The 15,885-nt window shown below is 39.7% G+C and carries 15 protein-coding genes and 1 riboswitch; of the genes, 14 read left to right on the top strand and 1 reads right to left on the bottom strand.

The window, feature by feature from the left end:
* Positions 1-103: 103 nt before the first annotated feature.
* From HNP81_RS05290 to HNP81_RS05265, 6 genes are all read left to right on the top strand, one after another.
* Entirely contained in the window at positions 104-877 is a 774-nt protein-coding gene (locus HNP81_RS05290; protein WP_182501826.1) for an enoyl-CoA hydratase, read from the top strand.
* Between the two features lie 108 nt (positions 878-985).
* The gene (locus HNP81_RS05285) at positions 986-1,759 is read left to right on the top strand and encodes an electron transfer flavoprotein subunit beta/FixA family protein (protein WP_182501825.1); all 774 of its coding nucleotides are present in this window, start codon (positions 986-988) and stop codon (positions 1,757-1,759) included.
* Between the two features lie 70 nt (positions 1,760-1,829).
* On the top strand, positions 1,830-2,807 hold the full coding sequence (locus tag HNP81_RS05280) for an electron transfer flavoprotein subunit alpha/FixB family protein (protein ID WP_028392161.1): 978 nt from the start codon (positions 1,830-1,832) through the stop codon (positions 2,805-2,807).
* A gap of 366 nt (positions 2,808-3,173) precedes the next feature.
* A complete protein-coding gene (gene trxA / locus HNP81_RS05275) occupies positions 3,174-3,488 on the top strand; it encodes a thioredoxin (protein ID WP_028392160.1) in 315 nt (104 codons plus the stop codon).
* 346 nt (positions 3,489-3,834) lie between these two features.
* Positions 3,835-5,607 carry an excinuclease ABC subunit UvrC gene (gene uvrC, locus HNP81_RS05270; RefSeq protein WP_182501824.1) on the top strand — a complete coding sequence of 591 codons (1,773 nt, stop codon included), beginning with the start codon at positions 3,835-3,837 and terminating at the stop codon, positions 5,605-5,607.
* A gap of 64 nt (positions 5,608-5,671) precedes the next feature.
* A riboswitch (Lysine riboswitch) is annotated at positions 5,672-5,849 on the top strand.
* Positions 5,850-5,944: 95 nt separating this feature from the next.
* Entirely contained in the window at positions 5,945-7,177 is a 1,233-nt protein-coding gene (locus HNP81_RS05265; protein WP_182501823.1) for an aspartate kinase, read from the top strand.
* Between the two features lie 64 nt (positions 7,178-7,241).
* On the opposite strand, the gene HNP81_RS05260 is transcribed toward HNP81_RS05265, so the two are convergent.
* Positions 7,242-7,697: a YslB family protein gene (locus tag HNP81_RS05260; RefSeq protein WP_028392157.1), complete on the bottom strand. Its 456-nt coding sequence runs from the start codon at positions 7,695-7,697 to the stop codon at positions 7,242-7,244.
* Positions 7,698-8,054: 357 nt separating this feature from the next.
* Here HNP81_RS05260 and HNP81_RS05255 point away from each other — a divergent pair, with 357 nt between their 5' ends.
* From HNP81_RS05255 to sdaAA, 8 genes are all read left to right on the top strand, one after another.
* Positions 8,055-8,663: a succinate dehydrogenase cytochrome b558 subunit gene (locus HNP81_RS05255; RefSeq protein WP_028392156.1), complete on the top strand. Its 609-nt coding sequence runs from the start codon at positions 8,055-8,057 to the stop codon at positions 8,661-8,663.
* Positions 8,664-8,725: 62 nt separating this feature from the next.
* On the top strand, positions 8,726-10,477 hold the full coding sequence (gene sdhA / locus HNP81_RS05250) for a succinate dehydrogenase flavoprotein subunit (protein ID WP_182501822.1): 1,752 nt from the start codon (positions 8,726-8,728) through the stop codon (positions 10,475-10,477).
* Positions 10,478-10,495: 18 nt separating this feature from the next.
* The gene (gene sdhB / locus HNP81_RS05245) at positions 10,496-11,263 is read left to right on the top strand and encodes a succinate dehydrogenase iron-sulfur subunit (RefSeq protein ID WP_028392154.1); all 768 of its coding nucleotides are present in this window, start codon (positions 10,496-10,498) and stop codon (positions 11,261-11,263) included.
* Between the two features lie 249 nt (positions 11,264-11,512).
* Complete coding sequence (locus HNP81_RS05240; RefSeq protein ID WP_034301208.1) at positions 11,513-12,025, top strand: hypothetical protein; 513 nt, start codon at positions 11,513-11,515, stop codon at positions 12,023-12,025.
* A gap of 130 nt (positions 12,026-12,155) precedes the next feature.
* Positions 12,156-12,602 (top strand): acyl-CoA thioesterase, encoded by a 447-nt coding sequence (locus tag HNP81_RS05235; protein WP_182501821.1) that lies wholly within the window; start codon positions 12,156-12,158, stop codon positions 12,600-12,602.
* A 361-nt stretch (positions 12,603-12,963) separates the two neighbouring features.
* On the top strand, positions 12,964-13,998 hold the full coding sequence (locus tag HNP81_RS05230) for a PTS sugar transporter subunit IIC (RefSeq protein ID WP_182501820.1): 1,035 nt from the start codon (positions 12,964-12,966) through the stop codon (positions 13,996-13,998).
* Between the two features lie 91 nt (positions 13,999-14,089).
* Complete coding sequence (sdaAB, locus tag HNP81_RS05225; protein WP_182501819.1) at positions 14,090-14,752, top strand: L-serine ammonia-lyase, iron-sulfur-dependent subunit beta; 663 nt, start codon at positions 14,090-14,092, stop codon at positions 14,750-14,752.
* A gap of 71 nt (positions 14,753-14,823) precedes the next feature.
* A complete protein-coding gene (gene sdaAA / locus HNP81_RS05220; RefSeq protein ID WP_182501818.1) occupies positions 14,824-15,699 on the top strand; it encodes an L-serine ammonia-lyase, iron-sulfur-dependent, subunit alpha in 876 nt (291 codons plus the stop codon).
* The last annotated feature ends 186 nt before the right edge of the window (positions 15,700-15,885 follow it).

Genomic DNA, 15,885 nt, shown 5'->3' with positions numbered 1-15,885 from the left:
GATTAATCCCTCATGGTAAATGGTAGTGTTTTTAACGAGGATCTTACACGATACATGTTAAATTTTTTACATAGTTATTTAGATGTTTAGGGAGGGAAAGAACATGGCATTTTTAAGCCATACAATCGAAAATCACGTTGCTCTCGTTACCATTCAAAGAGCACCTGCTAATGCACTATCATCAAGTCTCATCAAGGAAATTTCCCACCTGTTTGATGAGTTGGAAGCAAATAAAGCAGTTCGCTGCGTGCTGATCCACGGAGAAGGAAGATTTTTCTCGGCTGGGGCTGATATTAAAGAGTTTACAAGTATAAGTAGTGGTGAAGCCTTCACGGAACTTTCTCGAAATGGTCAAGACGTATTTGAGAAGATTGAACGATATCCCAAACCAGTTATTGCTGCCATTCATGGCGCAGCTCTTGGCGGAGGATTGGAGCTAGCGATGGCCTGTCATATCCGTTTAGTGACGGAAAATGCAAAGCTTGGCTTACCAGAGCTTCAGCTTGGACTTGTACCTGGATTCGGTGGCACCCAGCGCCTAACCCGTTATGTGGGGGGGGCAAAAGCTTTTGAAATGCTGTTTACGAGTGAACCGATTACAGGTATTGAAGCTGTTCGATATGGGTTAGCAAACCATGCTTATGTAGATGAAGAGCTTTTGATTAAAGCAAAAGAATTGGCAGAGAAAGTTGCGAAGAAAAGCCCGCTAGCATTGAAAGCGGCGATTGACCTTGTAAATGATGCCAAGCCAGAGAGTTTTTATAAAGGCATTGAAAACGAAGCGAAAAGCTTTGGCACGATTTTTGTTTCAGAAGATGCCAAAGAAGGAATAAGCGCTTTTATTGAGAAAAGAGAGGCTGTTTTTAAAGGCAAGTAACAGATTTTTCTGGTTGTGTTTGTTCAAAAAGGCGGAGAAAAAAGTATTCGACCTTTTTGAACTACGTTTAAAATAGTCTTAATTTTTAAAATAATAGGAGGGGTTCCTTTGAATATTTATGTATTACTGAAAAGAACGTTTGATACAGAAGAAAAAATTACATTAGCGAATGGAAAAATCAATGATGACGGGGCGGAATTCATCATTAACCCGTACGATGAGTATGCAGTAGAAGAAGCGATTCAAGTACGTGATACACATGGTGGGGTAGTAACCGTTGTTTCTGTAGGGAATGAATTAGCAGAGAAGCAGCTACGTACAGCACTTGCGATGGGCGCTGATAAAGCGGTTTTAATCAATATTGAAGAAGATGTAGAATATGGCGATCAATTCACAACTGCAAAAATTATTAGTGAATATTTAAAAGATAAAGATCCTGATTTAATGATCGCTGGAAACGTTGCAATAGATGGAGGCACTGGTCAAGTTGGTCCACGAGTAGCAGAACTATTGAGCATTCCTTATATTACAACAATAACTCAGCTGAAAATCAATGGTAAAAATGTAAGCGTTACCCGTGATGTGGAAGGCGACGCAGAAATCATTGAAACGACTTTACCATTATTAGTGACTGCTCAGCAAGGATTGAATGAGCCACGTTATCCATCTCTTCCAGGTATCATGAAAGCAAAGAAGAAGCCGTTTGAAGAATTAGAATTGGATGATTTGGAACTTGTAGAAGACGATGTAGCAGCAAAAACAAAAACGATTGAAATCTTCCTGCCACCTAAAAAAGAAGCAGGAAAAGTACTGAGCGGAGATCTAAACGAGCAAGTTAAAGCACTAGTACAACTCCTGCGCTCAGAAGCGAAAGTGATTTAGTTTTTGTCCAGTTCGATCAAACCGACAATCCCGATTCAAACAATAAATGGCTTACAGGAGGTTTATATTAATGGCTAGAAAAATCCTTGTATTAGGTGAAGCGCGTGATGGCAATTTAAGAAATGTATCATTTGAAGCAATCGGCGCTGCTAAATTAGCAGCAGATGGTGGTGAGGTGGTAGGCGTTTTAGTAGGAGAAAGCATCCAAACATTGGGCAATGAATTCATTCAATATGGTGCGGACCGTGTCGTGACAGTGGAAGATGCAAAACTTGCTCAATATACGTCTGATGGTTATGCGCAAGCAGTTCTTGCGGTCATTGCTGCGGAAAACCCAGAAGGGATTATTTTCGGTCATACAGCTCTTGGTAAAGACCTGGCTCCAAGAATTGCTAGTAAATTGAATTCTGGACTTATTTCTGATGTCACTTCTATTGAAGAAGCTGGCGGAAATCTTGTCTTCACTCGTCCGATTTATTCAGGCAAAGCATTTGAGAAGAAAATTGTCATAGATGGAGTCATCTTTGCAACGATCCGACCGAATAATATTGAGCCGCTAGCGAAGGACGAAAGCCGTACTGGGGATGTTTCTTCACTTCATGTGGAGATTAAAGACCTTCGCGCTATTATTCAAGACGTGGTAAGAAAAGCTACAGACGGTGTCGATCTTTCAGAAGCGAAAGTAGTCATTGCTGGTGGCCGTGGTGTGAAAAGTGCAGAAGGCTTCAAGCCATTAAAGGAGCTTGCCCAAGTTCTTGGCGGAGCAGTCGGTGCTTCGCGAGGTGCATGTGATGCAGACTACTGCGATTATTCCCTCCAAATTGGGCAAACAGGGAAAGTTGTCACACCTGATCTATATATTGCCTGCGGTATCTCTGGAGCCATCCAACATTTAGCGGGAATGTCCAACTCGAAAGTGATTGTTGCAATCAACAAAGACCCTGAAGCAAACATCTTCAAGGTTGCGGATTATGGTATCGTCGGCGACTTATTTGAAGTCGTTCCATTACTTATTGAAGAATGTAAGAAACTTAAAATTAACTCCTAAAAATGTCAGACCTCACACCTTATACATTGTTTATCAATTCCTTTATACGTAACATAAATGTAATAGTGTCAAAGGGTCAGACCTCACACCCTATACACAGTTTATAAGAAACCTTTACGCGCTATTAACGAAATAATGTTGTAGTGGGGTCTGAACCCTGCCACTTACGCTAATCTGATCTATTAAAAGCATATGTCTTGATTTTTGCAATCTGATGATGCTATTTTAAGTATTATTACGAATCTGATTGCGTATAGATACGTAAGCTAGGGGTATCTTAGCAATGAAGCAAAATAATAGTATGCATACTATAATCAATGGTATACTGTTTTTTAGAAATATAGTATTTATTAGGAGGTATATATAATGGCAATTGTACATTCAACTGATCAAACATTTACAAATGATACAAACGAGGGCTTAGTGCTTGCAGATTTCTGGGCTCCATGGTGCGGACCTTGTAAAATGATCGCTCCTGTTCTAGAAGAACTTGATGGTGATATGGGTGACAAAGTGAAAATCGTAAAAGTGGATGTAGACGAAAACCAAGAAACTGCTGGAAAATTCGGCGTAATGAGCATCCCGACTTTGATCGTGTTAAAAGATGGAGAAGTTGTTGACAAAGTGGTTGGATTCCAACCGAAAGAAGCATTATCAGAACTTCTTGCAAAACACGTGTAATTCTTTTTTATCCCGGTTTAACAGGCTGTAATACCCCCACATCAATTTTTGTGAGAGAATCAACAAATAAATAGGTGGGGGATAAACAGCCTGTAAATCCCCGATTGGTTCAACTAACCCTCAGTGGGAATGAAAAAACCCCCACTGAGGGAAGTTTCACTTTATCATTAAGAAACTTCAAGTCTATGGCTTGGAGTTTTTTCTTTTATATATTTTATCCCGCTTTATCGAAGTGGAACGGAGATATTAGCGACACTAGAACGGGACTACCAATCAGTGGGGAAGAAGAAAAGCCCCACTGATTGAAGTTTCACTTTATACAGATTGATTGGTTGGGAGGTTTGACATGAATCAGAGAATGAAGGACAAGCTTGCCCTGCTTCCTGATCAGCCCGGCTGTTACTTGATGAAAGATCGCCAGGGAACCATTATATATGTCGGCAAAGCAAAAGTGCTGAAAAATCGGGTTCGATCGTATTTTACCGGCACCCATGACGGCAAAACGCTAAGACTCGTCAATGAAATTGAAGACTTCGAATATATTGTCACATCATCAGATATCGAAGCGCTTATATTGGAATTAAACTTAATCAAAAAACATGACCCAAAATATAATATCATGTTGAAGGACGATAAAACGTATCCGTTCATCAAACTGACAAATGAACGTCATCCGCGCTTAATCATCACAAGAAAAGTGAAAAAAGATCAAGGTAAATATTTCGGTCCTTATCCGAATGTCATTTCGGCTAATGAAACGAAAAAGCTCCTTGACCGAATATATCCGCTTAGAAAATGTAATACATTGCCTGATCGTGTGTGCTTATACTATCACCTTGGCCAATGTCTCGCACCGTGTGTGAAAGAGGTGCCACAGGAAGAATACAAAACGATGATGAATGAAATTACACGATTTTTAAATGGCGGTTATAAAGAAATTAAAAATGAGTTGTCTGTTCAAATGCATGAGGCAGCTGAAGCACTAGATTTTGAACGAGCTAAAGAATATCGAGATAAAATTGCCCATATAGAAGTGACGATGGAAAAGCAAAAAATGATGTCCAATGACTATACCGACCGTGATGTGTTTGGCTATGCATATGATAAAGGTTGGATGTGTGTCCAAGTATTCTTTGTTCGTCAAGGTAAATTGATTGAACGTGATGTCTCGTTATTTCCGATTTATGATGAACCCGATCAAGAATTGTTAACCTATTTAGGGCAATTTTATTCAAAGGCAAATCATTTCAAGCCAAAAGAAATTTTTCTGCCTGAAACAGTCGACTTACAATTAGCTGAGCAATTATTACAAGTTAAAATTATTAATCCAAAAATTGGTCAAAAGAGAGAGCTACTTAAACTTGCTAATAAAAATGCGAGCATTGCGCTTTTGGAAAAATTCGCTTTGATTGATCGGGATGAGGAGCGCACGATTAAAGCAGTAGAGACGCTAGGTCAAAAACTAGGTATTTATACACCACACAGAATCGAAGCGTTCGATAATTCAAATATTCAAGGTACGGATCCTGTTTCTGCGCTTGTCGTTTTTATTGATGGCAAGCCTGAAAAAAAGGAATACCGTAAATACAAGATTAAAACGGTTAAAGGCCCCGATGATTACGAGTCGATGCGTGAGGTAGTTCGCCGCCGCTATTCAAGAGTATTAAAAGAAGGACTTCCGCTACCAGATTTAATCATTATTGATGGTGGTAAAGGACATGTTGAAGCGGTGAGAGATATTCTGGAAAATGAACTCGGTCTAGATATCCCGCTCTCAGGTTTAGTAAAAGATGAGAAGCACCGAACATCTGAACTGATGATTGGCAATCCACTTGAGATTGTTCCGCTTGACCATAGAAGTCAGGAATTTTATCTGCTGCAACGGATTCAAGATGAAGTGCATCGGTTTGCCATCAGTTTTCACCGTCAACTGCGTGGGAAAAATGCTTTTCAATCTATGCTTGATGAGATTGATGGCATCGGCGAGAAACGAAAAAAACAACTTTTGAAGCATTTTGGCTCGGTAAAGAAAATGCGAGAAGCAACGGTAGAAGAAGTACAAGCAGCAGGTATTCCACGACCTGTTGCTGAGGAGCTTGTGAAGAAATTGCAAGAATAATCTTGCTGTTCGAAATTGGGTGTGCTATACTACAGATAATTTTATATGACCTTTAACTATTTAAAGTGTTGATAGAGGTGCGAGTTTCATTAGTAAAGACTTGGAGAAGGATGAGCTTCTGTGAAAAGTCTTGAAAGGGGAAGTCGCCGAAGCAATCAAGTCTCATAGCTTGATTAGCTGGTCTGACATTGAATAAATGGCAGATTGTCAGAACGATTTTGTTCTGGAGGGCTATCTCACTGTGATATTCGTATGTCTAGGATACGTTACCACAGCAATGAGATAATTCTCATTGCTTTTTTTGTTGGGAAAAAACAGCTGGAAAGGGTGTAACAAAGTGGGATTAATCGTACAGAAATTTGGCGGTACATCAGTAGGAAATATTGAAAAAATCAAACATATAGCAACGCGTGTCATTGAAGAAGCAGCTTTGGGGAATGAGGTTGTTGTCGTTGTGTCGGCAATGGGTAAAACGACTGATGAGCTCGTAACGATGGCGAATGAAATCAGCAGTACTCCGAGCAAACGGGAAATGGATATGCTGTTATCAACAGGAGAACAAGTAACGATTTCATTTCTTACGATGGCTTTACTTGAACAGGGGTATGATGCCATTTCTTATACGGGCTGGCAAGCTGGGATTAAAGCTGAATCGATTCATGGGAATGCACGAATATTGGATATTGATACGAACCGGGTTCAAGAACAGCTATCGGCCGGGAAAATCGTAGTCGTAGCGGGCTTCCAAGGAATTGATGCGATCGGTGAAATTATGACATTAGGTCGCGGTGGTTCCGATACGACCGCTGTTGCACTAGCTGCAGCTTTAAAAGCAGATCGCTGTGATATCTATACAGATGTAACTGGTGTGTTCACAACAGATCCTCGTTATGTAAAATCAGCTAGGAAATTACAATCGATCTCTTATGATGAAATGCTTGAATTAGCGAACCTTGGGGCGGGCGTCCTTCACCCACGAGCCGTAGAATTTGCGAAAAATTATGGAATACCACTAGTCGTACGATCAAGCATAGAACAAGAACAAGGAACAATCATTGAGGAGGAAGTCACGATGGAAGAGAATTTAATTGTTAGAGGGATCGCATTTGAAGACAGTATTACAAGGGTAAGCATTTTTGGACTGACTGGAAGGCTAACTTCATTATCTACCATTTTCACAACACTTGCAAAGCAGCACTTAAATGTAGACATCATTATCCAAAGTATAACAGATACAGGTACGACGAATTTAACATTCTCCATTAAAACAAAAGACGTAAGAGAAGTGTTAAATGTTTTAGAAAGCAATAAAAAAGAATTACAGTTTGAAAGAATCGAAACGGAAAGTGATTTAGCGAAAGTGAGTATCGTCGGTTCTGGAATGGTTTCTAATCCAGGAGTTGCTGCGGAAATGTTTGCGATTCTTGCCGATGCAGGCATCCAAGTGAAAATGGTTAGTACTTCTGAAATCAAAGTTTCTACAGTCATCCCAGACAAAGAGATGGTGCGGGCTGTTGAGACATTGCATGTCAAATTTCAGCTTGATGAAAGAGTGGTAGTTAGAGCGTAAAAAATGAGTAGAGGATCGTTAAACCTATGCAAAGCATGGCCTAACGATCCTCTTTTCTTTTTATCTACTCAATCGGGTCTTTTAAATCTAATTTTACCAATATCGTCACTCTTCCAGCACGCCGTTTCGATTCTTCAGCGCCTTCTGCTGTAAACTTTTTTTGGAGGCTGATTTGTTCAGCGAGAAATCCAGTCTCTAGTTGAAAGTGACATTCCGTGTTCAATTTAAACCGTCTTTCAACCATTATACCGGTTAATGCCATTTCAAGTTCATCTTTAGATTGTTTGACAAATGTCAAGTCCCCCCAGCCGGCACTAGAGAAAAAGTCAATGATTTCATCTATGTTGTGAAGCGGAAATTTCCTTGCCAACTGTTTTCCAGCCCAATATAGAACATGGGGAGAATCTTTGCCTAAAATATCATTTAATAATATTTCTCTAATTAATTCATAGCCAAAAATCGGGATATTCATTTCAGTATTGTCAGATATTTCTTGTAGAGCCTGAGCATCTTTTTCCATCGTATTCCCCACTTTCTATACAACTATTATATACGTTTTAAGAATTGAAGCATTAATTTTTTATAGCAAAATCCTAAATTAAATTGTTGGATAAATGACGTTTTCTGGAATTTTCCTTAAGGGAATAAGGTAACATACCATTTTTAGTTACTAATTTAATTCGCTTTAGACTAGTAAAATAATTCTATTTTAAAAAAAGAAATCTTGTATCCGTTTTCTTGACGCAATTATCAGACAGGGGTAAAATGGACATGTCAGAGGATTGTTAAATAGTTTCATACATTTAGTAAATGCAGGGGTAAGGGAGAATTGAATTTATCTTTGCGAGAGTTTTCACAAATTAAGGGGGGGCACTTTGTGGCGCAAAATCGAGAGTTTGGGAATCGTAGGCTTCATTCACTTCTTGGGGTAGTTCCGATTGGACTGTTTTTAATCTTTCATTTAACAGTCAACTATATGGCAACAAAAGGAGCGGACACCTTCAATGCAGCGGTTCACTTAATTGAATTCACGCCGATCAAGATTGTCGTAGAATTTGTTGTCATTTATTTACCGTTGATTTTCCATGCTGTTTATGGGATTTACATCGCTTTTACAGCTAAAAACAATTTAGGGAGATTTAGTTTTTTCCGTAACTGGATGTTCTTTTTACAGAGGGCATCAGGAATTATAACGTTAATCTTTCTTATTTGGCATGTGTATACAACAAGAATTCAAGCGGCACTTGGCGCTGAAGTAAACTTTGACATGATGGCAACGATTTTTTCAAGCCCATTCATGATTGCTTTTTATATTGTAGGTCTTATTTCAACTGTTTTCCATTTCGCTAATGGTCTTTGGTCATTCTCAGTAAGCTGGGGGTTAACCGTTTCACCTAAATCGCAAAAGGTCATGACTTATATAACGTTGGTAATATTCCTAGTCCTTAGCTATATTGGGCTACGTGCAATTTTTGCTTTCGTATAAGGGGTTAGAATCAATCAGTGCAAGCTAACAAGTTTTGAACGGATATGAGGGAGTGAGCAATAATGGGTAAAGGTAAAATTATTGTCGTCGGTGGAGGTCTAGCTGGATTAATGGCTACGATTAAAGCGGCTGAGCATGGACAACAGGTAGATTTATTCTCTTTAGTTCCTGTTAAACGCTCGCACTCTGTTTGTGCTCAAGGTGGCATAAATGGAGCGGTAAATACAAAAGGTGAAGGGGACTCCCCATTGATTCACTTTGATGATACGGTTTACGGCGGCGATTTCTTAGCGAACCAACCGCCAGTTAAAGCAATGTGTGAAGCGGCACCATCAATTATTCATATGTTCGACCGGATGGGTGTTATGTTCAACCGTACACCTGAAGGTTTACTAGATTTCCGTCGCTTCGGTGGAACACAGCATCACCGTACAGCATTTGCTGGGGCGACAACCGGACAGCAATTGCTATATGCATTAGACGAACAAGTTCGTCGCTATGAGGTAGAAGGACTTGTTACGAAATATGAAGGCTGGGAATTCCTCGGGGCTGTTATAGACGAAGATCAAGTAGCGCGCGGGATTGTTGGCCAAGACTTAAAAACAATGGAAATAAAAGCGTTCCCAGGCGATGCTGTCATTATGGCAACCGGTGGACCAGGGATCATCTTTGGTAAATCAACGAACTCAATGATCAATACAGGATCAGCGGCTTCTATTGTTTATCAACAAGGCGCGATTTATTCGAATGGAGAATTCATTCAAATCCATCCAACTGCACTACCTGGAGATGATAAACTTCGATTAATGTCAGAATCAGCTCGTGGAGAAGGCGGACGCGTTTGGACGTATAAAGATGGAAAACCGTGGTATTTCTTGGAAGAGAAATATCCGGCATACGGAAACCTTGTACCGCGTGATATTGCAACGCGTGAGATTTTCGATGTGTGCGTAAACATGAAGCTCGGTATTAATGGCGAAAACATGGTTTACCTGGATCTCTCTCATAAAGATCCGAAAGAATTGGATATTAAACTTGGTGGAATTATTGAAATCTATGAAAAATTCATGGGTGAAGATCCACGTAAAGTGCCAATGAAAATCTTCCCGGCTGTTCACTATTCAATGGGCGGACTATGGGTAGATTATGATCAAATGACCAATATTAAAGGCTTATTCGCTGCAGGTGAGTGTGATTATTCACAGCATGGTGGCAACCGCCTAGGTGCTAACTCTCTTCTTTCCGCTATTTACGGTGGAATGGTAGCAGGGCCAAATGCTGTTAAATATATTTCTGGTCTTGAGAAAACAAGCGAATCTCTACCATCTTCTTTATTCGATGGTTATGTGAAGCAAGAACAAGAAAAATGGGATGGCATTATGTCGCTTAATGGAACAGAAAATGCCTATGTTATACACAAAGAGCTTGGCGAATGGATGACAAATAACGTAACTGTAGTACGTCATAACGATCGATTACAAGCAACAGATGCGAAGATTCTCGAGTTAATGGAACGGTATAAAAACATTAATATCCTAGATACAGCAAAATGGAGCAACCAAGGAGCTTCTTTCACGAGACAATTACAAAACATGCTCCAATTAGCTCGCGTCATTACAATAGGTGCTCTTAATCGTAACGAAAGTCGCGGAGCTCATTATAAACCGGACTTCCCGGAACGTAACGATGAAGAATTCATGAAAACAACAATGGCTAAGTTTACTGGACCAAATTCAGCTCCTGAATTCTATTACGAAGATATTGATGTTTCGTTAATTGCACCTCGTAAACGCGACTATACGACAACACATTAAAAAGAGGGGGAGAAAACAATGGCTGAGACTAAGACAAAAACAGTACGTTTTGAAATATCTAGACAAGATACTCCAGATTCAGCTCCATATACAGAGACTTTTGAATTAGAGTATCGTCCAAATATGAACGTCATTTCTGCACTGATGGAAATCCGCCGTAACCCGGTAACAGTAGACGGAAAAACAACAACACCGATTGCTTGGGACATGAACTGCTTGGAAGAAGTTTGTGGTGCTTGTTCAATGGTGATCAATGGCAAGCCAAGACAGTCTTGTACAGCACTTATCGACCAATTAGAACAACCGATTCGCTTAAGCCCTATGCGCACATTCCCTGTAGTTCGCGACCTACAGGTGGATCGTAGCCGTATGTTCGATTCATTGAAAAAAGTAAAAGCATGGATCCCAATCGATGGAACGTATAATCTTGGACCAGGTCCTCGTATGCCAGAAAAGAAACGTCAATGGGCGTACGAACTTTCTAAATGTATGACTTGTGGTGTCTGCCTGGAAGCTTGCCCGAATGTGAACAGTTCTTCCGACTTCATCGGACCATCAGCACTTTCACAAGTACGTCTATTCAATGCCCATCCAACTGGAGAAATGAACCGTTCAGATCGTTTGAATGCAATTATGGGAGACGGAGGCCTAGCAAACTGTGGGAACTCACAAAACTGTGTACAATCTTGCCCGAAAGGTATCCCACTGACTACGTCAATCGCTGCATTAAACCGAGATACAACACTTCAATCATTCCGTAACTTCTTCGGGAGCGATCAAGTCTAATAATGAGGTGTCTCATAAGGGTCTGACCTCGCACTCTAAATCAGTATATAGTGTCTTAGACACGTTTACTGTATTTAGTTGTTGCGGGGTCAGACCCTTTACTTTTGGGGGCATCCCTATTATGGAGATTTCTGAATTCCCACTTATGCGTCAAAAACAGACAAGGAAAAATTTCCAGTTATTTACGATTAGCACTGGGTAGAGAGTAGTACAACAAAAAGAAAGGCTTGCGCTGTAGGAGGTAATAGTTTGTTTGATTTAGCAGATGTTACCAAGTTCATTTTTTCTTTTTTTCTCATCATGCCGATGGTCACATTTATTCACTTAAGTGGACACCTATTCTGTGCTGCAATATTCGGTGGTAAAGGGAAAAAGCTTACACTCGGTTGCGGCAATAAATTATTTTCGATCTTGAAAATGGATATAAAAAAATATTACTTTTGGAATGGACACTGTGAGTTCGATAAATTACAAGTCAATCACCCTTTTAAAAGTGTGATGATTTATTTAGGTGGAGCGCTGTTCAATTTAATCAGCATATTTATTATCAATGGACTTATATTTGTAGATATATTAAATAATTCTATTTTTTGGTACCAATTTATTTATTTTTCGTTTTATATAATGTTTTTTTCGCTTTTTCCGATGTATTTTTCGGATGGTTCTCCTAGTGACGGCCAGGCAGCAATACTTTCCATAAAAAAACAAGAAAAGGATATCGTTACAGGTGACGTTATTATTAAAAAAGAAAAGAAGGATTGAATCCTTTATTCTTTTCAAAATAATATGTTTAAAGATAATATGAATGAATAATCATTCATAAAGTGAAACTTCAGGAAGAAGTGTAGATGGGGATAAAGCCCGTTAATGCGGGAGAAAGGGAGTGAACAGGATGAGTAGAATACGATATATTGAGAATATGGCGGAGTGGGCATCATCCTTTCAATTTAAACATCGGGTTAAAGTCCGTTTTTCGGAGACAGACATGTTTGGACATGTAAATAATTCGGTTCCGTTTACGTATTTTGAAGTAGCTAGAATTGAATATTTTAAGAGGATCGGCTTTATGCAATATTGGTTATACGAGGAGGCAAAGGAAATCCCTGTTGTCGCCGATCTACAATGTGACTTTGTCGAGCAATTGTTTTTCGATGATGACATAGATGTTCACGTCAAAGCAGCACGAATTGGAAATTCATCCGTTGATCTTCATTATATGGGGACGAAGGAAGGGAAAGTGTGCTTTACAGGTCGTGGTACGATTGTTCAAATCAGTAAGAAAACCGGAAAATCAGTGGCATGGATAGAGGAGATGAAACAGAAGATGGGCACGTTTTAATAAGTCGATCTAGTCTAGATTATTTCCAAACGAGAGGGTCAGTCCCAGCAAACATATATACAAGTAGTTTTAAAACTGTGTATAGAGTGCGAGGTCAGACCCTTATTCTTACCCAAAAGGGACTTATACTTTCGTTTGCATCAAGTTTAATGTTATTTGAATATATAATATTTTGAATAGTGTTATATTTAATAAATTCTAAAAAGTAGTGTAAATCTATGAATTCATATGATATGATGAACTTGATTTTGAAAGGGCTTTCATTTTTGTTTTACTATGTTAGTAAAATAACAATTCATGAGAAGAATGTATGTAACAGCAATTATTAATCTATGAATCGTACACCGAGGGGGAACAGCAGATGGAAATTATTAAAGGAACAGCACTATTATTATTGGTGCTAGGGTTGTTTTCATTTTTTAGTTTTAAAGCGCCAAAAGGTATGAAAGCGATGGGAGCGCTCGCTAATGCTGCAGTGGCTGCATTTCTTGTTGAGGCATTTCAGAGATATGTCGGAGGCGATTTATTGAATTTTGCCTTTCTAGGGGAGGTAGGAGATGCTGCTGGAAGTATGGGCGGTGTTGCTGCGGCTGCTCTAGTTGCTCTTGCATTAGGGGTTTCTCCTGTATATGCTTTGTTACTTGGCGTTTCTTGTGCTGGTTTGGGATTACTTCCGGGATTTTTCGCTGGCTATATAGTCGCTTTCATCGTATTAGTGATTGAGAAAAAAGTACCAGCAGGTCTAGATCTGATCGTAACAATTATTATAGCAGCACCTCTTGTACGTTTCATTGCCGTTACGGTGAACCCAATAGTTGATGCAACATTATTGAATATTGGTGGAATTATTACCGAAACAGCAAACAGCAATCCAATCTTAATGGGGATTATTCTTGGAGGAGTTATTACGGTTGTAGCAACTGCACCTTTAAGCTCTATGGCCTTAACTGCAATGCTTGGGTTAACCGGTCTGCCGATGGCGATTGGGGCATTGGCTGTATTTGGCTCTTCTTTTATGAATTTTGTTTTATTCGACCGTTTGAAGTTTGGGGACAGAAGAACGACAATTGCTGTAGCGATTGAACCGCTAACACAGGCAGATATTATTTCAGCTAATCCAATTCCGGTTTATATAACGAACTTTATCGGCGGAGCTGCTGCTGGGGTTGTTGTATCGATGTTTGGGTTAGTAAACAATGCAACGGGTACGGCAACGCCGATTGCGGGCCTCGCTGTTATGTATGGGTTTAATGATCCGATGAAAGTTACAATTACTGCATTGATTTGTGCTGCTACAGGTGCAACTGCAGGTTTCCTTGGCTCTCTACTATTTAAAAATTTCAAAATAAGAACGGTTTCTCAAATTAGAACAAAAGAAGAAAATCAAGCGGCATAAAAATATAATAACGGAATTTTGAAAACGCTATCATTTAGTCTGAAGGAAGCGACTGAATGATTCTATATGAATGATGAAGGGGCTATGTGCCATGAAGTATAGATCTGCTTTTGATATTATTGGTCCGGTGATGATTGGGCCTTCTAGTTCTCACACTGCCGGAGCTGCGCGAATTGGTAGGGTTGCTCGTACACTGTTAGGAAAACAGCCGCAAAAAGCAATTATCTCATTCTATGGTTCTTTCGCCAAAACGTATAAAGGCCATGGAACAGATGTTGCTGTTGTTGGTGGAATATTAAATTTTGATACCGATGATCAGCGAATCCCCACATCTTTGAACTTAGCAGAAGAATGGGGCATGGAGGTCATATTCACAGTTGAAGAAACCGTTACAGACCACCCTAATACTGTAAAAATACAATTGTTTGATGAAACGAAAAAAGTAGAGATTGTTGGTATCTCAATCGGTGGCGGAACGATTGAAATTACTGAGTTAAACTCATTTCAGCTTAAATTATCTGGTGAGAATCCAGCTATACTTGTCGTACACAATGATAAATTCGGACTTATTTCCTCTGTGACAACTGTTTTGGCAGATCATGAAATTAATATTAGCCACATGGAAGTTTCCAGGAAAGAAAAAGGGAAAATGGCTTTAATGATTATTGAAGTAGACCAAAGGATTCATGACAAAATCATAACAGAACTTGAACACTTGCCAAATATTACTCAAGTGATTCGAATGGTAGAGTGAATCAAGGCCAGTGCCCTATTTAACTCCTAGATCAACTTCGATGATAGATAAATAAGAAATGGGGAGATACGATGTTTCGGAATGTTGCTGAACTTGTCGCACGAGCAGAAAGTAAACAAGTTAAAATAGCTGAAATTATGATTCAACAAGAAATGGGCTTCTCGGGTCTGCCTAGAGAAAAAATAATAGAAAAGATGGATACAAATTTAACCGTCATGGAACAGGCGATAGAACGAGGTTTAAAAGGCGTTCAATCCGTTACAGGACTGACGGGCGGTGACGCAGTTTTATTACAGCAATATATTCAAACGGGTAAAGCGCTTTCTGGCAATTTGCTTCTTGATGCTGTGAGTAAAGCGGTAGCAACAAATGAAGTGAACGCAGCAATGGGAGTCATTTGTGCAACACCAACCGCTGGTTCTGCAGGTGTAGTCCCAGGAACGTTATTCGCTGTAAAGGAGAAACTACACCCAACACGACTGGAAATGATTGAATTTTTGTTTACGTCTGCTGCATTCGGCTTCGTTGTGGCCAATAATGCTTCCATATCGGGAGCTGCTGGCGGTTGTCAAGCAGAGGTCGGTGCAGCAAGTGGAATGGCAGCTGCTGCTATTGTTGAATTAGCCGGAGGGACGCCAACTCAAGCTGCTGAAGCTATGGCCATCACTTTGAAAAATATGCTCGGACTCGTTTGTGATCCTGTAGCAGGGCTTGTCGAGGTTCCTTGCGTAAAACGAAATGCGATGGGAGCATCTAATGCACTAACAGCAGCTGATATGGCACTAGCTGGTATCACAAGCAGAATTCCTTGCGATGAAGTGATTGATGCCATGTATCGAATAGGACAAAGCATGCCATCCGCACTTCGTGAAACAGCTGAAGGTGGGTTAGCAGCAACACCTACAGGTCGTAGATTAGAAGCAGAAATATTTGGTTCGTTTAAATAATCCAAAACATACAAGAAAATTTTTCAAGTCTCTTAAAAGGGTCTAATCACGCTCAATATATACTGTTCATTAGTGGTAATTGAACGGTATATTAGTGCCGGGGTCTGACCCTTTCGTTATGAGGTATACATAATTTTAAACCGATTCGCATCAAATTTGATATTTACAATCACTTATTCACATCAT

Source organism: Peribacillus huizhouensis, assembly GCF_014138605.1.
GTDB lineage: Bacteria > Bacillota > Bacilli > Bacillales > DSM-1321 > Peribacillus > Peribacillus huizhouensis.
The sequence above is the reverse complement of the archived record's forward strand: the minus strand, read 5'-3'. Positions and strand labels throughout refer to the sequence as shown.

Coding starts and splice junctions, on each gene's coding strand:
- HNP81_RS05280 (WP_028392161.1), top strand. CDS start 1,830: ATGGCTAGAAAAATCCTTGTATTAGGTGAAGCGCGTGATGGCAATTTA.
- HNP81_RS05290 (WP_182501826.1), top strand. CDS start 104: ATGGCATTTTTAAGCCATACAATCGAAAATCACGTTGCTCTCGTTACC.
- sdaAB (WP_182501819.1), top strand. CDS start 14,090: ATGAAGTATAGATCTGCTTTTGATATTATTGGTCCGGTGATGATTGGG.
- HNP81_RS05235 (WP_182501821.1), top strand. CDS start 12,156: ATGAGTAGAATACGATATATTGAGAATATGGCGGAGTGGGCATCATCC.
- sdhB (WP_028392154.1), top strand. CDS start 10,496: ATGGCTGAGACTAAGACAAAAACAGTACGTTTTGAAATATCTAGACAA.
- trxA (WP_028392160.1), top strand. CDS start 3,174: ATGGCAATTGTACATTCAACTGATCAAACATTTACAAATGATACAAAC.
- sdaAA (WP_182501818.1), top strand. CDS start 14,824: ATGTTTCGGAATGTTGCTGAACTTGTCGCACGAGCAGAAAGTAAACAA.
- HNP81_RS05260 (WP_028392157.1), bottom strand. CDS start 7,697: ATGGAAAAAGATGCTCAGGCTCTACAAGAAATATCTGACAATACTGAA.
- sdhA (WP_182501822.1), top strand. CDS start 8,726: ATGGGTAAAGGTAAAATTATTGTCGTCGGTGGAGGTCTAGCTGGATTA.
- HNP81_RS05230 (WP_182501820.1), top strand. CDS start 12,964: ATGGAAATTATTAAAGGAACAGCACTATTATTATTGGTGCTAGGGTTG.
- uvrC (WP_182501824.1), top strand. CDS start 3,835: ATGAATCAGAGAATGAAGGACAAGCTTGCCCTGCTTCCTGATCAGCCC.